The following is a 20,589-nucleotide window of genomic DNA, read 5'->3' on the forward strand; positions in this document are numbered from 1 at the left end:
TCGTCATTGCCAGAACAGACGCTCCGGATCCGCGTTCAAGTCATCGATTGCGGAAGTCAACCGGTGATAAAGGCTGTAAAATTCCCAGATTCCTCGCGCATGATTCTTGCGAAACAGCTTCCAGATCCCGCTCACGGCATCATAAAGAATCAGCGCGACATCGATGAGCGCGCCATTCTTGCCGATGTTGCGCGAGCAACAGGGGCTCTCGACGAGGTAGCCGCCTCTCACCGGCGTAACGTAGGGTGAGACGTAGAGATAGCGTTTGCGCGAGCTCAAGCCGCGCTCGATCCGTTTGCGATCGAGCTCGTTGGGGTGAGGCACCAGCCGGGCCTTTGCATTTCTCATCAGCGCAGCATTCATGGCGAAAGCCTCCATTCAAAGCACTGCGATTTCTTCTTCGAGACAGCCGATGAGCAGCTGCTCACCAAAATCGACAATGTAGATCGGCACGTTCGCTTCGGTATGGATTGCGACGTTGATGATCTCACCGATTGATCCGGCGGCGAGCAAGACTCCCTCGGGCTCCCTATCTGGAAACGAGTCGTCGTTGATGAGGTCGACTGCGGTCTTGACCCGCTGTCCCCGCCGATATTTCGGAAAGCCGAGCTGCGTCATGACTCCTCCGGCAATGGTAGATCGTCGATCTCCTCGCAGGCGTCCACCGACTCTAGTTCCTTGCGCTTCATGCCAACGCGGTAACCGCTTTCTAGAAACTCGACGCCGTAGATGTAGAATTGCTGCAGGAATGTGCCGATCACGACGACGTAACCCACCTCTCCCTTCTTGACTAAAACGTCGCCAATCTCCTTGCCGCGATAGGTGCCATCATTGCGGATGGTGCGATTGGCTCGCACCTTTTGTCCAAAGGCGAAAACAGGCGGCCCGCTGAGCTCGACGACGTCGCTGTCGCGAACGATGCTGTTCATGTGCCGCGCCTCATGCATGGCTCCCTCAGGGATGCGGGGGCTGCCTCGCCCAGGCGACATCCTGGATTACTCCATCCTCGCGCGGCATCGCGAAGCACCTTTGGACCGCGCGGAATGAAATCCCCGCCAGGACCGTGCTGCCGACCAGCAACAGCACGATCGCACGGCAATCCAGCGCGGTCGTCGTCCGCGACAGAGGACCGAACGTCGGTGTCTGCGCCGACGCCAGCGCCCAGCATGAAGCTTGCGGCGTTTTCAGCACCAGCGTTTCGCATTCCGTTCATGGGGCTCACGCTTTAGGCTGGCGCCTGGTATCGAGGAAAGGATGTGTCGACCACGCAGGTGTTGTCGACCGGACAGGCGGCGACACATTGCGGCTCGTCGAAATGGCCAACACATTCAGTGCATTTCGCCGCTTCAATGACAAAGCTCCCGCCTTTTTCCGAGATAGCAACGTTCGGGCATAAGGGTTCGCAGGCTGAGCAGCCCGTACACTGAGAGGCGATGATCTTGAATGGCACATATTCCCCCTTACGCTGCAGAGATCAGAGATCGTTGCGGGAGCGCGGCGTCTCCTCGCCGCACGTGCTGGATCTCCCCGCGTTTCACCTTATCCAGATAGATTTTGAACCAGGCGATCGCCGACTTCTCAATGAACTCATGGGCGTATTGATCGACCGGCTCGATCCCCGCCTTGATCAGATTGCTTTTCGGGCAGCCACCGATCTTAGATACGAAGACCGCGTGGCAGTCATGGATGCCACGCACGATGGCGGTCAGCCTGTCCTCCTCGCCATAACTGCCTTGGCAGTAAACGTCCACGCGGCGGTGGCCGACGAATTTGGCGCCGGATGCAGAAAGTTCGTAAATCTGGAATTCCTTTGCATGCCCAAAGTGCTGGTTGATCAACCCTGCGCCCTTGGTTGCGACGGCCACTAGAAGAGTGATCGCGCTCATCTCTCCGGCACATTCCGCAAGTTCCTTTTGGGCGGCCGCGACTTTAGCGGCACGCTCATCCTCTATCCTGCCCTGATATGCCTTGCGCATCTCCATGTCATATTGGACGTCCATTCTCATCACCTGATCGGTGGTGAACTCTGCACTGCGATCCTCCCCGAGTAGACCGACCGCATCGGCGCGGCACTGGCGGCAATGCCGCATCATTTTTATCTCTCCTTCGCAGGCATCATGCAGCACCTTCAACTCCTGCGCCGTCGGTCCGCGCTGACCGTTGAGGCCAAATACTGTGCCGTGCTCAGGCGCGGAGATCAGCGGCATGATATTGTGAAGGAAGGCACCGCGCGACTTGACCGCCTTGTTGACCTCGACGAGGTGGTCGTCGTTGATGTTTGGGATCATCACCGAGTTGACCTTGCATAGGATACCCCGTTCGCTAAGCATCTCGAGGCCCTGCAGCTGGCGATCGGTCAGTATCTTTGCCGCGTCGACGCCGGTGTATCGCTTGTGGTTGAAGAAGATCCACGGATAGATCTTGGCGCCGATTTCGGGATCGACCATGTTGATCGTGATGGTGACGTGGTCAATTTTGGACCTGGCGATGGTATCAACATGATCTGGCAGAGCCAGTCCATTGGTTGACAGGCACAGTTTGATGTCGGGGGCGGCCTTGGCGACCAGCTCGAACGTCTTGAACGTCTTTGCTGGATTGGCGAGGGGATCGCCGGGACCAGCGATGCCAAGCACGGTCATCTGCGGAATGGTGGTCGCGACCGCGAGCACTTTTCTTACCGCCTGCTCAGGAGTGAGCTTCTCGCTCACCACGCCCGGACGCGATTCATTGGCGCAGTCGTATTTTCGGTTGCAGTAATTGCACTGGATGTTGCAGGCAGGCGCGACCGCGACATGCATCCGGGCGTAATGATGATGCGCTCCTTCACTGTAGCAGGGATGGTTCTTGACCTTTTCCCAGATTTCGGACGGCAGATCGCGTTGACCTGCCTGGGAGCCGCAGCTCGCCTGCCCGGTCTTGGCCGAAGCGCGGCAGCCGGCGGACTGCATCATCCTGCCGCTATCCACTGCAGCTTTCACATATTTTCCGCGTTCGACGACCGCGTTCATTTTCGCTTTTCCCTGCAAGCATCATTCGGCCACCCAGGACTATCCGTGAGCGAGCCTTAAGGAGCTGAGGTAGCAACTTGCATGCCATGGCGGAGACGATGAAATTGCAGCCGAGCGCCAACGAGTTAGCGGAAACGATCGTCGCTGGCGCATGGAAGATCAGCAATGATGCGCTTGTTGGCGATGCGACAGATACGTCATTATTCTCACGCAGAGCTTCATGGCCTGCGCATTCATTCTCGCGTTAAGCTCGCCAGAACTCCATCTGAACGGGTTCTCTCGCGTTGCGGCTCTCACAATATGCCGATACGAGCTGGAATCCGGGCTTCCCAAAGAAACTACTGGTGAGCAGCGTGTCGAGCGCGCAAAGGAGCCCAATCGCAAGCGGTGTCAGACTGTGCAGCGCCGTCGCCCAGCTGCCAGCCACAGCACTGGGACTCTTGGCCAACCGAATCGCAAAAGCGACGCCAGCGATTCTCGCCAATGCCGAGGGGGGTGATACCCCTGTACTTCGCCCCACGCATCGCGCTTACCCAGCGCGGCGTGCATGGCGGCATCATACCAAGCGTCTACTATGACCGGCAGCGACAGGAGCGCCAGGGCGCAACCGCGTCGGCTCGACTGACAATGCCGTCACGGCGACTTGACGTTTACTGCCGACGCGTACGCATTGGCTCCAGCCCGCCGCGCCAGCGCAAACCTGCCTGGCGAAACGCCTCTGGTGCGGTCGGCCCATTGGATCTGCACAGTTCGGCGTGGCCAGGACCGAGATTGGAAACAATGCTCAACGTCCTCAGGCCGGCAGCGGCGTCCACGAGCGTCGCCTTTGCATCGGCCCTTTCGACAAACTCCGGCTGCGAAGGCGCCTTCACGTAGCGTCCCCGTTCTCGCCCCGTTTTTTAGCGTTAATTGTGATCGGTAACGGGGTGTCGCTCGCCATCTCAGGCAAATCGAGCACCCAGCCATTCGCCACTTTGATCCAGCCGCCCCATAGCGTCTCGTACTCGGATTCTACGATTGGCTCTTCGAGATCCTTTTTTGGCACATAGATCGACAGGCCCTCCGGAGACCGGCGGATCATGATTTTCACGAGATCTACTCCCTGACTGCGACGCGGGACATGGCGCGCATGCGAGCCACGATGTCTGACACTGCGCACACCACCTCATCGACCTCCGCAAAGGAGGTTTCACGCGACAGAGAAAAGCGCACGGCGCCATGCGTCCGCCACTGCGGCACCTGCATGGCACGCAGAACATGCGATGGCTGCATGGAGCCGGAGTTGCAGGCTGATCCGAGCGACACAGCGATGCCCGCCCGATCGAGATGGTGAGCGATGGCTTCGCCTTCGAGATGATCGAAGGCAATATTGGCCGTGTTCGCCAACCGATTGCCGGTGTCGCCGAGCACAACGCACTCGCCATCCTTCAGGATTCCCTGCTCAAGACGGTCGCGCAAAGCGCCAATGCGATCGCGCTCAGGTTCAAGCCGCTCCGCTGCAAGCTCGGCGGCTTTTCCCAGGCCGACAATGCCGGGAATATTCTCAGTCCCGCCTCGGCGCCCTCGTTCCTGTGATCCGCCGCAGATCAGCGGCCGGAATTTTGTCCCTTTGCGCAAATATAGCGCGCCAATCCCCTTGGGACCGTGCAGTTTGTGCCCGGATAGCGACAGCATGTCGATCGCACTGTCCTTCAGGTTCACGCAGACCTTACCAATGGCCTGGACCGCATCAGTGTGGAACAGCGCGCCCGCCTCCCGAGTCAACTCGGCTAGAAACTCCACAGGAAAGATCGTTCCGGTCTCGTTGTTGGCCCACATAACGGAGGCAATCGCTGTACGCGGCCCGAGTGCGCAGCGAAACGCCTCGATGTCGAGCCGGCCGCGGGAATCCACGGGTACGATGTGCGTCTTGACTCCTCTTGCCGCCAATTGCTCCGTTCGCGCAAGAACGGCGGAGTGCTCTACCGAGGTGGTTACGATCTCGTCGCGATCTTCCTGCGTCGCAAGCGCAGAGAGGATCGCGGCATTATTGGCCTCGGTCCCTCCCGAGGTGAAAACGATTTCTTGATCGTATGCGTTCCCTAGCAGGATACGCAAGCTACGCCGGGCCTGCCTCACAGCGGCTGCGACTTCGCTGCCAAAGGCATGCGTGGACGAGGCATTGCCGAATTGCTCAGTGAAGAACGGCAACATGGCTTGCACGACGGATGGATCGGTCCGGGTCGTTGCATTGTTATCGAGGTAAATCGGCACTCGAGTTTCGCTCAATCGACTGCCTCGCCTGCAGCCGCAACGGGGATCACGCGAACCAGTTTATTGACAAGCCGCGCCCGAATGCCTTTCAGCGTCACGCTCGAAAGCTTACACAATGTGCAAGCAGCGGACCGCATGGCCATGATCCTACTGCCATCGATCCCGATCAGGTGACAGTCGCCACCATCGGGTTGCAGATTGGGTCGGATTTCTTCGAGAGCGCCGCGAATGCGACGCTCTCTGTCTGTCGCAGTGGGCGACGATTGCATCAGTTGTTTCGGTTTGGCCGGCATGCTTGGATGTCCTCCTCATCAGCTGAACGATTTGTTTTCATCAGCTAAACGACTTTCCGCATGAGCAGTTCGCGGTGGCGTTCGGGTTGTGAAACGTAAAGCCAGAGCTCTCCAATGCCATCACGAAATCGATGGTCGTACCGATCAGATGCTCACGGCTGTTGTTATCGACGAACACCTTCAGCCCGTCGCATTCGATCACCGCGTCGTCAGGCTTCGGTTCTTCGACAAAACCCATCTTGTATTTGAATCCATTGCAGCCGCCTGCTTCGATCATGACGCGCAGACCGCCGGTGGGGTGCGACGACGATGAAATCGCGCTCTTGATTGCGTTCACTGCGCTATCCGTCAGGTTGATCACGGCTTTCCCTCATCAGCTTAGACCCAGCTGCTAAGGGCAAGTCACGTGCCAGCGCGCAGACGCTTGATGATGCTCGCTTTTTCGATCGTGCCTGTTGGCGTCGAAACCGGTGTCGGGTTCCCGACAAGGCTTCTTGGGGCGATAGCAGCCACTGACGCGTTTCTCTTTCTAAGCTACGGCGAAAGCCCCTACTCATGCGACGGCAAGCAATTTGCATTGCATCTGGCACCGGCCAAGGCGCCGGTGAAGAGCTTAGATCGAGGAAGAATTTAATGACTGCAATCGAGAACACCGCACTCGGCAGACTTGAGAAGGAGGGCCGTCTGCTCAATGCCGTACTCAAAGGCGGGACTACCAAGCCAGGCCGGTTCGGCTTTCGAGGCGACGTGGCACTAAAATTCCAGGCTCAGGTCGCGGACGAGAAACGACCGCCGGACTATTCGATTGAGCAGGTGTTGGCGATCGCGCAGGACGGTGAACGCACTATTCCGGTGCTGGCCGGCTACCTGCATTCCTTTGCCTATCTTGCTGACGTCGCGACCGTCCTCGACGGCGCCTTAAGCCCAACCGGCAGATACTTCATGTTCTGCAACAACGTTGATTTACTGGCGAAGTACCGAGTGAAGTTCGGTGACATTAGCTTCCACGTCCTGCCGTGCGATGAATCTACGGTCTGGAAGGAGATGATGGACCTGGTCGGGCTCAACAAGGACGAGATCAAGAAGCTCGATCCGGGCGGCAAGCTTGATTACCTCCTCGATGCCGCAAAGGGTCTCAACCTGTCCTATGAGGAGATCTCGTACGACGACGGGCTAACGAAGATGGAGCCAGTGAAAAACCGCAACGAGAACCGGCCGGTCTGAGCGCGGTCTTCAGGTGTTGAGCGATGCATCGTCTTCGACAAGACGTACGCCAACGACGCAGATATCATCATCCAGAACCGCCAACGCAATCGGTGTGAGCGCTCTACCCTGACATGGACCTTCGACGCACCGCCCGGTGCCGAGCTCGAAGGTCGAACCATGCTTGCCGCACATCAGCCGGATACCATATGGATCGAGGAATTCGTTCCGCTCCCAGTCCAAATTGACACCGTTGTGCGGGCATTTATTGGCGTAGCCAAGCACCTTTTTGCCCCAGCGCACCACGATGATGGACCACGGCCGGCGATTGCCGTGATCATCGACGACCATAAGGTGGAATCCCATGGCCCGGCGGCTCGGAATCTCGTTAAAGCCGCAAATCGCATAGATTGCATGTGGCTGCATTCATCCCTCGTTTATCGCAGGACCGTTTTTCATTGCCGTTGTGCAAGGACCGTACAAATGCCGGATCGGATCGCGTCTGTCGTAATCCACGGCGCTAGCCCATTGCAGCTCACCTACTTATCCAGGCATGTTCAGCCAAATTCGTTCGACAATTGAGGCTTTTCTGCCCTTTCCATGAAGCCTGCACAGCTGCAGCCTTCGGGTTCAGGCATTCTGCCCCATTTTCCGATAGCTACATATGCAGCCTGATCGTTGCTGCTCGTTGATGGCCACGGCCGTGGCCGGTTACGGCCTCATCTCATCGTCGCGTATCTCACCGCAGCGTAAGTGTCTTCGCAGAAACGTTGGACGGTGATCTCAGGGCGACAAGGGCGCCGCCAGCGTGCGGCCCTTAAGACCGCTGCGCCCAACGTAGAACGGTCGAATGTCCGTCAATTCAGGGCCGGCGCCGCTATTCCAGGTAATTCACCCCGGCTGCATTCTCCTCAGAACGCGCTCCAGGTAAACTGAAGCAAAGTCGTCCGATGAATCTGAATCGTAGCTTCTCTGATGGCCGCCGTCGCTGCCCGAAGCTTTCGCAAGATACTTCGTAGGCTTGTCCACACGCTGCCACTCGTTGTTCTCATTCTTCGTCCACACCTCCGGATGTTGGTTAGGATCAAGCGCCCAGTCGTTCTCGCCCACGTTAACGAAGCCCATCTCCGCTAGGCGGGGCTCCATGCCTACTGAGGCCGGCCGCGACAAGATCAGCGGATAGTCGCCATCCTGTCGTAGCTGATATTCTAGCAAGATATCGCCAGCATTCTCGACAAGCTTCTTGGAAGAAGTAAGGAGATACTTGGGTCATGACATCATGCACATCGCCTAAAAGTCCGACAATTTTGTCACCCAACTGGATAGCTGTAAAATTTCGCTGGCTTATTTGGATCGGTGAACCCAGAAGTGTACTCAGAATTTGTGTCGGACAAGGCTGAGCGCGCGGGGCAACGTTGCTGGAAGTTACGCCAACACCTACGACGCAACGATATCACATCGGTGGTAGATCTTAGGGTGACACATCCGCGCCCAAACCGTTGTCGAAAACCGTCTTCTTCAACCCGAATCGGGCCTCCTGCTCTTATGGCAATACTTGGGGTTTTAGCTATTCGATTTCTAATCGACACCGTTCTGACGTGCCGTCCTCACCTTGAGCTCACCTGATCAAAAGGCCACCTTTTCCTCACCCATATCCCGCCGGCCGCGACAGGACCAGTGTATTCGCTCACGCCGCTTCCGGTACGGCTGAAGTGTGAGTCTGGCAGTTGGCCGGGCAAACCCTGGCGCATGCACCGCAGCCAATGCAGGCACCTTGATCATTCAGAACCATAATCTTCTTTTCGATCTCATCGTCGTCGTCATCGAAGTTGACAAATTCGCCATCCTCGCTGATTCCTTTCAGCGCCATGACATCTCGGCCGCACACTTTGAAACAGCGGCCACAGCCAATGCACTTCTTGGCATCGATCGAGGTCAGGTATTGTGGCGTCCAGTCGCGTCCGTCTCGTGTTTGAAACGACATGCATTGCCCCTTCAAGTATCTTCCAGCGCCTTCAAGTGGAGGCTCTTGCGCTCAAGTTCGGCATAAGCATCATACGCCTTCTGTGCCACCACCATGATCGAGGTCCAGTTGATGGGCAATTCTTCCGAAAGGTCGTGCAGATCCATCTTGGCCTGTATCGCTTTGGCGGACACTTTCCTTAGTTCGGCTTTCAGTGCTTCACGATCTTTCATGAGTATCCCCAATGGTTCGCCACGTCCGGAAATTTCCGAATCAGGTTGATTCCGTCGCTGACATATTTGTCGCCCGCCTCCGCGAGCTTTCCCAAATTAGCGAAGCCGAAGCGATCCCCATCCCGCAGCTGCTTGTTTACGACGATCAGCCGCCCTGAGATCAGCACCACGCGGCCCACGCCTTCATATCGCAGATTCAGAATCGGCTGGATCAGCACGCCGGTCGCCTTCTCGATCGAGAGCGCGACCGCATGGAAGAACAGCTCAAGTCCCCGCAGCATATCGGGATCAGGATCACCGATAAGCGCCAATGCGCGCCCCTTCTGTCCGTCCAAAATATAGAGTTCGAGCAGATCTAGATCGCTCTTCGCCCTCAAGGCTCCATTGGTATCTTGAAGGCGCCAAATCCTGATCAACTCCTTTAGGAATGGCGTGTCGAGCGCACAGCCTTGCTGCTTTATTTTTGCGATCATATCACCTCATTCGTCGAACTCGAACGTTCGCCGTTGATCCTTTGCCATAGCCTTGCGGAGCCAGGGAGGTGGCGTGCCCTTCAGTACGCGCTCAAGTTTTTCGAGCAAAACCAGAATGCTCTCTGGCTGGTTCACCTTGATAGGATGGATCTTGTTGGCCACCACTCGCGCAGCCCCGGCACCGCCAATGGCGGCGACGTAAAGAATCGCGCAATCCTTGATCGCCTCGATCTTCGGCGCCAACTTATCATCGCTGCCATCTTCCTTAAGGTCGCCCTCAAACTCGATCGCTTTGAGAAACACGTGCCCGCCAGGCGCGACGTCGTAGATTGCGATATTCTTTGCCCAACCAAAATGGGCATCGACTCGTCTCAGGTCCTGAGTAGCAAACGCGACCTTCATGCAATCGACCTCTCAGCCGCGCTGGTGGAGCTGCGATAGCCCGACCACCGTGGCGCTCCGGTCGTAGTCCGCCATGTATCGGGGGTAGGCTGATGGTTCTCCTCGCGGTGCGCGATCACGAGGTTGGCGATCTCGAAGATCAGATTGCGGGTACCACGATAGCCCACGGACAGTTGGTGTCCCGCACCAAGTCGATCGAACACCGGAAAACCCGTACGATAGAACGGCAATTTCAGGCGAGACGCCGCTTGCCTGCCATGCGAATGCGTGATCAGCAGGTCGCAATGGTTTGTCTTGGCAAGCCTTTCCAGATCCTCGAGATCGCCAATGAGTACCTCCTTGGTCTTGATCCGCTGGAGCACCTCGGACTGAGTGGTCGTCACGGCCGCGGTCACCTGCGCGCCCATGTCATGCAGCATGCCGGACAGATCGAACAGAAGGTCTGGCTCAGCGCCGATAGCAATTTTGCGACCGCCAATGTGGAAGTGCGCGTCCAGCATTGCATCGGCGAGTTGACTGCGCTGGCGCCGATATTTCAAGGGTATGGGGCGGCCGCTGATCTCGCTTAAAAACGTCATGAATTCGTCGTTCGGACATAGACCGCACAGCCGCTCGAAGACACGAAAAGGCACGCCGGTTTTGACCTGCATGACCTCTGCCGCACGCTGCATCTGCGCCCCGATCGCAATCGTCCATCCGGCGCGGCCCATGCTCGCAATTTCGCCGACGCTTATGCCGCCGATGGTCGTTGGCGTAAACTCATCCGGGATATGCCCATCGAGCGATCCCGCCAGGTCAGGCAGGAACGACGGGCACAAGCCGAAATCCTCCACTATGACGCGGAGTTCATCAAGATCGCCGGGCGTGAGGTGACATCCCGGCAGAACATTCACTTTCGATGGATCCCGCAGCCCATTGGCGCTGGGCCCTTCCACCAGCACCTCCACAATGCGCGCCACAGCCTTCTCCCAGCCGTCCTGGAACGCGCCCTTGAAATCAGGGGTCGAGCCATACACCAATGGCAACTGTGCGAGGTGCGGATGCTTGCTCCGGATTAGCTTCAGGTAGGCATCCACATCATCGCCATTGGTCTCGGTGACCCCGGTCGAGCAGATTCCGATGATCTTTGGCTTGGCACGGCTGTAGATGTTCAGTATCGCCTGCTCGAGATTCTCATAACCGCCGAGTACGGTCGCGACCTCGCTCATCGCGGTGGTCTGCAGTGGTACTGCCTCTTTGAAATGCCGGACAAAGAGCGTGAGCCCGAAGGACGTGCATCCCTGGGAGCCATGCAGAAGCGGCATCGCCCCACGCAACCCCATGAAGGCGAACGCGCCGCCGATCGGCTGACTCATCTTCAGCGGGTTGACAGCGCAAGCTTTCGTCGGCGCCGTGACCATGGCCATGACGCCCCCTATTCTGCGGCCTGTCGCACGGGAGATGGCTCGCGCGCCAAGATCCCTTCGATGCGTCTTTGGCAGCAGCCACCGACAGCATTGGTATGCTCCCTGACCTCTGCGACGCTCCTCAGGCCGTGAGCGTAGATTGCATCCTCAATCGTGCCCAGATCGACCGTGTTACACATGCAGATCTTCCTCGCGCGGCGCGCGGTTTCGGCGAACGCCAGATCGCAGGCGATCGTGGCCACCGGCGATTGCATCTGCTCGCTCGCCTTGGCCAATGCCTCCCATGGTGCGGGTCGACGTAGCTGCTCCCACATGGGACTGGAGAGCGATTTGTCGATCTCCTCCACCAGCTTGACCATTCCGACATAGCCCATATAGGCTTGGCAACGCTCCTGATTGATGTCGAGCCAGGGCATCGCCGCTTTGAGCGCGACGAACTGCGACTTGCCGCCCGATAGCATGATGTCCGCTTTTGCGTCCTTCAACATCTTGTACATTTCGCGCGGCGTCATATCCTCAATCATGTGGGCATCCTGCCCCATGAGCTCCTTGATGCGCTCCTTGTCTTTCCTGGTTGATTTCTTGACGCTGGTTCCCACTAACTCGAGCCCGGCTTGCTGGAGTGCCGCAACGACAGACCATGACTTGACGCCGCCGGTAATCAACAAGGCCTTCTTGCCTTCGAACCGAGGCTTGTACGGCTCTATCGCAGCCCAGGCTCGCGCTTCCTCGCGCGCGATCACCGCTTCAGTGCGTCCAAGCAGATCCGTCGGCGCGCCGCGTTCAACCAATAAGCGGGCAAGCTGACGCAGCGATTTGCTCGAATCTTGAATACCGTAGAACGCCCCCTCGAAGAACGGTATGCCGTAGCGTTGCTCCATCTTGCGTGCGACGTTAATCATGGACTTTGAGCAGACCAACATCGCCGCCCGCGCGCGATGAGATGAAGCGACTTCCCGATATTTGCCATCGCCGGAGATGCAGGAGAGAATCCGTACTCCAAGCTCATCTAGCAATGGCTTTACTTGCCAGAGCTCTCCCGAAATATTGTATTCTCCGATCAGGTTGATATCGTACGGGGTGGTGTAGTCAGGCTCTCGCGTCCCGATCACATAGTCGAGCAACGCCTCGCCGGCGAGCTTGTTACCGAGGTTCTTCGAGCCGACGAAGCCCGGGGAATTGATTGGGATCACCGGCTTTGCGAACCTTCGAGATGCTGCCTTACAGACTGCGTTGATGTCGTCACCGATCATCGCCGGAATGCAGGTTTGATAGACGAAGATGGCGGGCGGGTCGCATTTATCGATGATCTCCTTAATCGCTTTGCAGAGCCGCTTTTCCCCTCCGAATACAATATCGGTTTCGCTCAAATCGGTTGTGAATGCGGTGCGCCAAAGATTCGAGCCGGACGACGCCGCGCCGCGATTGTCCCAGGAATTACCTTCGCACGCGATTGGACCATGCACCAAGTGAGCGACATCGGTGAACGGCTGCAGCGCAATCTTGGCGCCATCGAAAGCACAGCCGCCGGCAGCGCTACCCGGCTGCAGTTGCTTGGTGCATCCGTTCTTGCGTTCAGCCTCCGATTTGCTACCGTTCTTGGCGCAGCCCGGCTCGTCGAAAATACTCCGGACCGTGGCCGCTAGTGAACTCATCCCTTTTTCCTCTCAGCGCAAACTAGTTGCATGGTCGACCGTCATGTGCTTGTGCCATCGTCGAGTGCTTGGCCGATGGCACGGCACGGTCGCTCGTCAGCGAATGATGTCGAAGCTGTAGTCGGTTTTGCCAAGAACGTTCGTCTTCTTGTCGATCTCATCGAAGATCTTGTCCAAGATCTTCACCAGAGCATTCAGCCCTCCCTGATATCCCCATAGAGGGGAGCGGTGATGGTGATGCCGATCAAAAATCGGAAAGCCGATGCGGATCAGTGGCGTTCCAGTATCGCGCTCCAGATACTTGCCATAGGTGTTGCCAATCAGAAAATCGACTGGCTCGGTGAACAGGAGTGAACGCATGTGCCAGAGGTCGCGGCCCGGATAGGCTTGGCAGCCCCGCCCAAATGGCGAGCTTGCAAGCAGCACCTGCATTTTTTCGTGCCAGGCCTTGTTGCCGTTGGTGGACAGCACATGGGTCGGCTCGGCACCGAGTTCGAGCAGAAACGCGGCCAATCCGTAGCAAAGATCCGGATCGCCATAGATAGCGAACTTCTTGCCATGGATATGCGCGCTGGAGTCAGCGATAGCGTCGACCAGGCGGCCACGTTCTCGCGCAAGTTGCTCGGGAATCTCCTTGCCGCTGATGCGTGACAGCGCCACGATAAAGTCATCCGTTGCGGATAGGCCCACCGGGTAGTTGAAGGATTCGACATCCTGGCCGTGCTCAGCCACGAATGGCAGCGTTTTTTCGGTGCACCACTGCTGCATGGAGATTGTCGCCTTGGCGTGAATCGCGTTGGCCGCATCTTCCAGCGTCGTGCCGCCATCATACATCCGGAATTCGCCGTCGGTCGGAGTATCGAAGACTTCAGAATTATCCGAAAGGATCGTGTGCTGGATGCCCATCAGCGCCAAGATGCGCTTGATCTCGCGAAGGTTTCCGACGGTATAGCCATCGAACCCACCAATGATATTGATCGCCTCGTTTTGCTTGCGCTCCAGCTTCGGCGCTGTTCCGGCCTTGCCGTCCCAAAAGTGCTCCAGAATGCCCTTGAGCGCATTGTCATAACCGGTGACGTGGCTGCCGACGAACGCCGGCGTATGGGCGAATGGCACGTCGAAGTCCGCTGGAACTGAGCCTTTTTCTTTCGACGTCTTGATGAAGGCGTTGAGGTCATCGCCGATCACCTCGGCCATGCAGGTCGTAGAGACCGCAATCATCTTGGGTTTGTACATGTTATAGCTGTTGGCGAGCCCGTCGATCATGTTGTTCAGGCCGCCGAATACGGCAGCGTCCTCCGTCATCGACGAAGAGACGCAGGAAGAAGGCTCCTTGAAGTGCCGCGATAGATGGCTGCGGTAATAAGCCACGCAACCTTGCGAGCCGTGGACGAAGGGCAGCGTGCCCTCAAAGCCAACAGAGGCGAATACGGCGCCAAGCGGCTGGCATGCCTTGGCCGGATTTACCGCCAGCGCCTCCCGCGCAAAGTTCTTTTCGCGATATTCGGTCGTTTTCGTCCATTCTTTGATGCGCTCGACCTCGGCGGGATCGCGAGGATTCTCGAACATCTTCTTCTTGGCCAGCATCTGCTGGTATTCTGGACCGCGGAACAGCTCGAGATGATCGAGCACGTGTTCGGCACTCTGCGCCATTGTTGAAATCCTTCACTACGAGATTGGTGTCGCCCCGGCTTGCGCACAGAGCGAGATGAGTTGGTTTATTCTGCAGCCAGAAGTTTGGCGCTCGAAGCTTCCTTCCAGGGGGCCTTCGTTTTCTTCCAAACCGGCGAGTTGATCGCCATGTCCATGTCGCGCGCAAAGATCGCAAAGCCGTCGTAGCCGTGATATGGGCCCGAATAGTCCCAAGAGTGCATCTGCCGAAACGGAACACCCATCTTTTGAAAAACGTATTTTTCTTTGATGCCCGAACCGACGAGGTCCGGCTGGAGCTTTTCGACAAAGCGCTCGAACTCATAGCCATTGACGTCATCGTAGATGAGCGTGCTGTCCTTTACGTAGTGCTGAGCTGTGCGCTGATAGTCGTCGTTGTGACCGAACTCGTATCCTGTGCCAATGACCTCCATCCCGAGGTCCTCATATGCGCCAATCACATGACGCGGACGGAGGCCGCCGACGTACAGCATCACGGTCTTGCCCTCCAGGCGCGGGCGATATTTTGCGATCACAGCGTTCACCAGCGGCTGGTACTTTTCAATCACCCGCTCGGCGCCTTCCTTGATTTTGTCGTCGAAATAGCCCGCAATCTTACGCAGCGACTCTGCAATCTTTGAAGGTCCGAAGAAGTTGTACTCGCACCAGGGGATACCGAACTTCTCTTCCATGTGGCGTGAGATGTAGTTCATGGAACGATAGCAATGCAGAATGTTGAGCTTTGCCTTCGGCGTTGCCTCGAGCTCAGCCAGTGAACCGTCGCCGGACCACTGCGCGATCACCCGCAGACCCATCTCCTCCAGCAGAATTCGTGATGACCACGCGTCGCCGCCGATATTGTAGTCTCCGATGATCGCAACATCGTACGGCGTCGGCTCAAACTTTGGTTTGGCATCGGGCTCGAGCTGGTCGAAAATCCAGTCGCGTACCGCGTCGTTGGCAATGTGATGGCCTAGTGACTGCGACACGCCGCGAAAGCCCTCACAGCGGACCGGCACGATGGTCTTGCCGCCATATTCCTTCGACTTCGCTCTCGACACGGCCTCGATGTCGTCACCGATCAATCCGATCGGACATTCCGATTGGATCGTGATGCCGTTGTTGAGCGGAAACAGCTCTTGGATTTCGTCAAGAATTTTGACCAGCTTCTTGTCGCCACCGAATACGATATCCTTTTCCTGGAAGTCGGAGGTGAACTGCAGGGTCACGAAGCTATCGATGCCCGTCGTGCCAACGTAATAATTGCGTCGCGAGCCCCACGAATACTGACCGCAGCCGACCGGGCCATGGCTGATATGGACCATGTCCTTGATTGGTCCCCAGACCACCCCCTTTGACCCTGCATAGGCGCAGCCTCTGATCGTCATCACGCCAGGTATGGATTTGATATTGGACTTCACCCCGCAATCTGACTTGCCGGCTTGGTGAACGTTGAGGTGCTTGGCACGCCGTTTCGCGGTTTTCTCCGGATAGACCTTCAGCACCTCCTCGATCAGCTCTTTGTTGCGAGCCCTGATTTCTGCGATGCTCTGGGTCGTGGCGAGACTCATCTGATGTCCTTCGAAAGTTACCTGTTGCGAGGGCGGCTTCTTGAGCAAGACTTTTGCAACCAGCATGCCAGCCCTCGTGAGCACCAAAAAACATAGCAATCAAAAACGCTTAGCGCGCCTCCTGCGGTCACAGGGCGTGTTGTTGCGAACCCGACATTACGCTTTGGGCAGAGAACTCTTGGTTTGGCCCTGTTCGAAATGAAACAAGGGCTGGCTATGCGCGAAATTGCCCGCCCAATTCTCGAGCGTATCCGCGATCGCAGTACTCTGCGATCGCGCTCGCCGAAGGCGCCACACAGGAAGAGCGGCCGCAAGGGTGGCTGGCCGATACACGCCTGCCAATGCTATCTGTTCTCGCTGCGAGGTGCTTACCTGCAGCGATGCGATGAGGTGCATGACCTCATCCTCCAGACCTCAACGCAAGCTGCTTTGCCACCTGGACATCGTAGGCTCGCTGAATCACGAGAACAGCTGCCGCGCCTTGATAAGCGCACGCACTAGCACATCAATCTCTTGACGTGTATTGTAAAGTCCGAGGGACGCACGGCACGTTGCCAGCACGCCAAAGCGCTTGAGCAGCGGCATCGCACAATGGGTCCCCGCCCGCACCGCTACACCGGCGCGGTCGATGACGGTAGCAATATCATGCGCATGCGCACCCTTCATATCAAAGGAAATGATCGGCCCTTTGTCGGCCGGGGTCCCGATCATGCGCACGAAATTGATCTCCGCCAGCCTCTCCTGCGCGTAAGCGAGCAGTACTCTCTCGTAGCGGCGGATCTGCACCTTGCCTATTGAATTGACGTAATCGATAGCCGCCCCTAAACCGATCGCTTCGACGATCGGCGGGGTGCCGGCTTCGAACCGGTGTGGCGGCTCGCCATAAATAACGCCGGAACGCGAGACCTCGCGGATCATCTCTCCGCCCCCATTAAAAGGCGGCATCGATGCCAGATGCTCCGCCTTGCCGTAAAGCACACCGATCCCGGTCGGACCATAGAGTTTATGGCCCGTCATGACGTAGAAATCGCAATCAATGTCGCAGACATCGGCGCTCAGATGGACGCATCCTTGCGAGCCGTCGACCAGCACCGGGATACCACGAGCATGCGCGATCCTCACCACGTCTTTCACGGGCAATACCGTGCCGAGCACGTTCGACATCTGTGCGATTGCAACCATCTTGGTGCGCGGGGTCAGCAGTTGCTCAAAATGACCGAGCAAGAAGTTTCCGTCATCGTCCACCGGCGCCCATTTGATTACTGCACCGAGTCGTTCCCTGAGAAGGTGCCATGGCACAATATTGGAGTGGTGTTCCATAATCGAGAGAACGATTTCGTCACCCGGGGTAATGCGTTCGCGGCCAAAAGTCTGGGCGACCAGATTGATTGCCTCCGTTGCGCTCCGAGTGAAGATGATCTCTTCGTTTAAACGCGCGTTCACAAACCGCGCCACCTTGGTACGGGCGCGTTCATACGCCTCGGTCGCCGCGTTAGCGAGGTAGTGCAAGCCGCGATGAACGTTGGCGTATTCGCTTGAGTACACCTGCATCATACGGTCAAGCACGGCGTTGGGCTTTTGCGCGGATGCAGCGTTGTCGAGGTAAACAAGCGGCTTGCCGTACACCGTCATGGCGAGCGCAGGGAAGTCCGTACGTAGACGGTCGACCTCGTAACTGCCATTGCTCACGGCGGGATGTGCGCTCATCGCCCCGCCTGCAGCCAGTGTTCAGCTTGTGCTGTCACAAAATCGCGCAGATTCTCGGACGTGATCTCCTCAATTGGCTCACCAATGAACGCTTTGATCAGCAATGTCTGCGCATCCTTTTCGGATAGCCCCCGAGCGCGCAGATAGAACAAGAGGGTGTCATCCAGTGCACCCGATGTCGCTCCGTGGCCGCAGGTCACGTCGTCAGCCAAGATTTCAAGTTCCGGCTTACTGTCGGCCTCGGCCTGGTCGGACAGGAGCAACGCTCGTGTCGTCAGGGCGGCGTCGGTCTTCCGAGCGCCGGGACGAACGACAATTCGGCCCTGAAACACCGATCGGCCGCAATCGTCGATGACCGCGCGGAACTTCTCCCGACTGGTGCAATGTGGCACGGCGTGGTCGACCACGATCGTTGTGTCCGCGTGGAGCTTGTGCCTGACGAGATTAACCCCATTCGCCGAGAGCTTGGTTCCTTCGCCGGCCAGCGTGATGAATCCCTGATAGCGGCTGATGGAGCCGCTGCAGGTCATGCTGAAGAGGTCGAGCTTAGCCCTGGTGCCGGCTGCGATAATGGCCGACGAGATATTCACGGCGTCAGAGGCAGCGGCTGCCACCCGGATATGCGAAAGGCTTGCCTCGTCACCAACCAGGGCGATTGTCGCATCGTTCGTTTGATAGCCGCTCGCGCCTTCAGCCGGAACGAAACTTTCCACGACGGCTGCATGCGCTCCGTTACCAAGCTGTAGATACGAGCGTGTATAGGTGGACACCGACAGTCCGGTTGCGACGTGAACGATTTGAATTGGTCGCTTCACCGCATTGCCCTCGGCGACCGTAATCACCAGACCATCCGTCGCCATTGCGGCATTGAGCGAGATCGCCGAATCGCTCGTCGTGGACAGCATCAGACCGGCCATGGCTCCACTGACCGAATTCTCCAGAACCTCTCGCAGCGACCGCACAACGACTTCATTTTCCAGCCTGCCGAGATCGGATAACTCCGGCGCGAATATGCCATCCACCAAAACCAGTTTGATCGCCTGATCGGCAGCCACTTGCTTGGCCGACGCCTTTGCGCGCACCAGCGCCTCCGCATCCGGTTGCGGAGCGAGTGGCAGCACCTCGCCGATCAGGGCGCGCAGATCAGTGTATTTCCAATCCTCCATGCCTCCATGTGGGAGGCCGGCACGCTTGTAAACGTCGAATGCCCTCGCCCGGATTTGGGGGATAGGGCCTGCACCAGGCAGCCGTCCACGCGCCGCAGCGAAAACGTCGCCCGTTGCGCGTTCGGTGTCGGCTTTGGCCGAAACCTGTTTCATCGCGGAATCCCTAGAGTCCTCAGGCCGCGTCTTCAAATTGGGCGTAGCCACAAGCCTCGAGCTCCAGCGCGAGTTCCTTGCCCCCGCTCTTCACGACCCGCCCCTTGGACATCACGTGCACAATGTCCGGCACGATATGGTCGAGAAGCCGCCGATAGTGGGTGATCATGATCATCGCTCGTTCCGGCGATCGCAAAGCGTTGATGCCGCTTGAGACGATACGCAGCGCGTCGATGTCGAGGCCGGAATCGATCTCGTCAAGGATGCACAGACTCGGCTCGAACAATGCCATCTGCAAAATTTCGTTGCGCTTCTTCTCGCCGCCGGAGAAGCCGACATTGAGGCCGCGCTTGATCATGTGCTGGGGAATGTTGAGCGAACCGGCCACCTCGCGGACTCTTTTCAGAAACTCGGGGGTGGAGAATTCCTGTTGCTCGCGCGCCTTGCGCTGGGCGTTCACCGCCGCCCGCAAGAAGTTCATCGTGGTCACGCCGGGGATGTCGACCGGATACTGGAACGCCAGGAACACGCCCTTGGCGGCGCGTTCAGTTGGCTCCATCCTCAAGAGGTTCTCGCCCCTGAACAGGACTTGTCCGCCGGTGATCTCATAGCCCGGCTTGCCGGCGATGACGTGCGAAAGCGTCGACTTGCCGGAGCCGTTCGGCCCCATGATCGCGTGCACCTCACCCGCATTGACGTTAAGATGCAGGCCGCGAATGATTTCGCGGTTTTCGACACCAACATGCAACTCTCGGATTTCGAGTAGCGCCATTATGATCTGATTCCTGAAATGCGTTATCTGGCGAGCCGCATTCGAGGAGGCTCGCAGAGGGGTGTTTATCCGACAGATCCGTCGAGAGAGATCGAGATTAGCTTCTGCGCCTCCACTGCGAACTCCATCGGCAGTTTTTGCAGAACTTGCTTGACGAAGCCGTTGACGACGAGGCCGACCGCTTCTTCCTGGCTGAGGCCGCGCTGGATGCAGTAGAACAGCACGTCCTCGGAGATCTTCGAGGTGGTCGCCTCGTGCTCGAACGTCGCCGAGGAGTTCTTGGCCTCGATGTACGGCACGGTGTGCGCGCCGCATTTGTCGCCGATCAGCAGCGAGTCGCAGGCGGTGAAGTTGCGCGCCCCTAGCGCCTTGCGGTGGGCGGTGACGAGGCCGCGATAGGTGTTCTGCGACTTGCCGGCGGCGATGCCCTTGGAGATGATCCGGCTCGACGTGTTCTTGCCGAGATGGATCATCTTGGTGCCCGAATCGACCTGCTGGAAGCCGTTCGAGATCGCGATCGAGTAGAACTCGCCGCGTGAATTGTCGCCGCGCAGGATGCAGCTCGGGTATTTCCAGGTGATCGCCGAACCCGTTTCGACCTGGGTCCAGGAGATCTTGGAATTGTTGCCGCGGCAGTCGCCACGCTTGGTAACGAAATTGTAGATGCCGCCCTTGCCTTCC

At 57.8% G+C, this 20,589-nt stretch carries 25 protein-coding genes; 2 read left to right on the forward strand and 23 right to left on the reverse strand.

The window, feature by feature from the left end:
• Positions 1–3: 3 nt before the first annotated feature.
• From BM374_RS33635 to BM374_RS33680, 9 genes are all read right to left on the reverse strand, one after another.
• Complete coding sequence (locus BM374_RS33635; RefSeq protein WP_092302745.1) at positions 4–363, reverse strand: DUF3024 domain-containing protein; 360 nt, start codon at positions 361–363, stop codon at positions 4–6.
• 15 nt (positions 364–378) lie between these two features.
• The gene (locus BM374_RS33640) at positions 379–618 is read right to left on the reverse strand and encodes a nitrogen fixation protein NifZ (protein ID WP_092302672.1); all 240 of its coding nucleotides are present in this window, start codon (positions 616–618) and stop codon (positions 379–381) included.
• Entirely contained in the window at positions 615–929 is a 315-nt protein-coding gene (locus BM374_RS33645; protein WP_092302747.1) for a nitrogen fixation protein NifZ, read from the reverse strand. The genes BM374_RS33640 and BM374_RS33645 overlap by 4 nt, the downstream gene beginning before the upstream one ends.
• Positions 930–1,225: 296 nt before the next feature.
• Entirely contained in the window at positions 1,226–1,450 is a 225-nt protein-coding gene (locus BM374_RS33655) for a 4Fe-4S binding protein (RefSeq protein ID WP_092302676.1), read from the reverse strand.
• A gap of 10 nt (positions 1,451–1,460) precedes the next feature.
• A complete protein-coding gene (gene nifB, locus BM374_RS33660; protein WP_177248718.1) occupies positions 1,461–3,008 on the reverse strand; it encodes a nitrogenase cofactor biosynthesis protein NifB in 1,548 nt (515 codons plus the stop codon).
• A gap of 868 nt (positions 3,009–3,876) precedes the next feature.
• Positions 3,877–4,098 carry a putative nitrogen fixation protein NifT gene (gene nifT, locus BM374_RS33665; RefSeq protein WP_092302678.1) on the reverse strand — a complete coding sequence of 74 codons (222 nt, stop codon included), beginning with the start codon at positions 4,096–4,098 and terminating at the stop codon, positions 3,877–3,879.
• A 5-nt stretch (positions 4,099–4,103) separates the two neighbouring features.
• Complete coding sequence (gene nifS / locus BM374_RS33670; protein WP_092302680.1) at positions 4,104–5,276, reverse strand: cysteine desulfurase NifS; 1,173 nt, start codon at positions 5,274–5,276, stop codon at positions 4,104–4,106.
• Positions 5,273–5,554 (reverse strand): NifU family protein, encoded by a 282-nt coding sequence (locus tag BM374_RS33675; RefSeq protein ID WP_092302682.1) that lies wholly within the window; start codon positions 5,552–5,554, stop codon positions 5,273–5,275. The genes nifS and BM374_RS33675 overlap by 4 nt, the downstream gene beginning before the upstream one ends.
• Before the next feature lie 40 nt (positions 5,555–5,594).
• Complete coding sequence (locus tag BM374_RS33680) at positions 5,595–5,915, reverse strand: HesB/IscA family protein (RefSeq protein WP_092302684.1); 321 nt, start codon at positions 5,913–5,915, stop codon at positions 5,595–5,597.
• 66 nt (positions 5,916–5,981) lie between these two features.
• On the opposite strand from BM374_RS33680, the gene BM374_RS38195 reads away from it, so the two are divergent.
• Complete coding sequence (locus tag BM374_RS38195) at positions 5,982–6,188, forward strand: hypothetical protein (RefSeq protein WP_143270317.1); 207 nt, start codon at positions 5,982–5,984, stop codon at positions 6,186–6,188.
• On the forward strand, positions 6,188–6,778 hold the full coding sequence (locus BM374_RS33685; protein WP_092302686.1) for a hypothetical protein: 591 nt from the start codon (positions 6,188–6,190) through the stop codon (positions 6,776–6,778). The genes BM374_RS38195 and BM374_RS33685 overlap by 1 nt, the downstream gene beginning before the upstream one ends.
• Before the next feature lie 9 nt (positions 6,779–6,787).
• Here the strand turns inward: BM374_RS33685 and BM374_RS33690 are convergent, their stop codons facing one another.
• The 14 genes from BM374_RS33690 to BM374_RS33755 all read right to left on the reverse strand — a co-directional run.
• Positions 6,788–7,183, reverse strand: coding sequence for a Rieske (2Fe-2S) protein (locus tag BM374_RS33690; protein WP_092302688.1), 396 nt, complete (start codon positions 7,181–7,183; stop codon positions 6,788–6,790).
• 465 nt (positions 7,184–7,648) lie between these two features.
• On the reverse strand, positions 7,649–7,972 hold the full coding sequence (locus tag BM374_RS40360; RefSeq protein ID WP_502689482.1) for a hypothetical protein: 324 nt from the start codon (positions 7,970–7,972) through the stop codon (positions 7,649–7,651).
• 472 nt (positions 7,973–8,444) lie between these two features.
• Positions 8,445–8,741 carry a ferredoxin III, nif-specific gene (gene fdxB, locus BM374_RS33700; protein WP_092302693.1) on the reverse strand — a complete coding sequence of 99 codons (297 nt, stop codon included), beginning with the start codon at positions 8,739–8,741 and terminating at the stop codon, positions 8,445–8,447.
• Positions 8,742–8,752: 11 nt separating this feature from the next.
• Entirely contained in the window at positions 8,753–8,953 is a 201-nt protein-coding gene (locus BM374_RS33705) for a CCE_0567 family metalloprotein (RefSeq protein ID WP_092302695.1), read from the reverse strand.
• Positions 8,950–9,426, reverse strand: a complete 477-nt coding sequence (locus tag BM374_RS33710) for a NifX-associated nitrogen fixation protein (RefSeq protein ID WP_092302697.1) — start codon at positions 9,424–9,426, stop codon at positions 8,950–8,952. The genes BM374_RS33705 and BM374_RS33710 overlap by 4 nt, the downstream gene beginning before the upstream one ends.
• A gap of 6 nt (positions 9,427–9,432) precedes the next feature.
• Positions 9,433–9,828, reverse strand: a complete 396-nt coding sequence (nifX, locus tag BM374_RS33715) for a nitrogen fixation protein NifX (RefSeq protein ID WP_092302699.1) — start codon at positions 9,826–9,828, stop codon at positions 9,433–9,435.
• Complete coding sequence (gene nifN, locus BM374_RS33720; protein ID WP_092302701.1) at positions 9,825–11,234, reverse strand: nitrogenase iron-molybdenum cofactor biosynthesis protein NifN; 1,410 nt, start codon at positions 11,232–11,234, stop codon at positions 9,825–9,827. Before nifN ends, nifX begins: the two co-directional genes overlap by 4 nt.
• An 8-nt stretch (positions 11,235–11,242) precedes the next feature.
• Positions 11,243–12,889 (reverse strand): nitrogenase iron-molybdenum cofactor biosynthesis protein NifE, encoded by a 1,647-nt coding sequence (gene nifE / locus BM374_RS33725; RefSeq protein WP_092302703.1) that lies wholly within the window; start codon positions 12,887–12,889, stop codon positions 11,243–11,245.
• A 96-nt stretch (positions 12,890–12,985) separates the two neighbouring features.
• Entirely contained in the window at positions 12,986–14,542 is a 1,557-nt protein-coding gene (gene nifK, locus BM374_RS33730; protein WP_092302705.1) for a nitrogenase molybdenum-iron protein subunit beta, read from the reverse strand.
• A gap of 65 nt (positions 14,543–14,607) precedes the next feature.
• The gene (gene nifD, locus BM374_RS33735; protein ID WP_092302751.1) at positions 14,608–16,110 is read right to left on the reverse strand and encodes a nitrogenase molybdenum-iron protein alpha chain; all 1,503 of its coding nucleotides are present in this window, start codon (positions 16,108–16,110) and stop codon (positions 14,608–14,610) included.
• 459 nt (positions 16,111–16,569) lie between these two features.
• A complete protein-coding gene (locus tag BM374_RS33740; RefSeq protein ID WP_092302707.1) occupies positions 16,570–17,817 on the reverse strand; it encodes a cysteine desulfurase in 1,248 nt (415 codons plus the stop codon).
• Positions 17,814–19,136 (reverse strand): Fe-S cluster assembly protein SufD, encoded by a 1,323-nt coding sequence (sufD, locus tag BM374_RS33745; protein WP_092302709.1) that lies wholly within the window; start codon positions 19,134–19,136, stop codon positions 17,814–17,816. Before sufD ends, BM374_RS33740 begins: the two co-directional genes overlap by 4 nt.
• A gap of 19 nt (positions 19,137–19,155) precedes the next feature.
• Positions 19,156–19,908, reverse strand: coding sequence for a Fe-S cluster assembly ATPase SufC (gene sufC / locus BM374_RS33750; protein WP_092302711.1), 753 nt, complete (start codon positions 19,906–19,908; stop codon positions 19,156–19,158).
• A gap of 65 nt (positions 19,909–19,973) precedes the next feature.
• A partial coding sequence (locus BM374_RS33755; protein WP_177248719.1) for a SufD family Fe-S cluster assembly protein occupies positions 19,974–20,589 on the reverse strand: 616 nt, incomplete at its 5' end.

Source organism: Bradyrhizobium sp. Ghvi, assembly GCF_900115265.1.
Classification (GTDB): domain Bacteria; phylum Pseudomonadota; class Alphaproteobacteria; order Rhizobiales; family Xanthobacteraceae; genus Bradyrhizobium.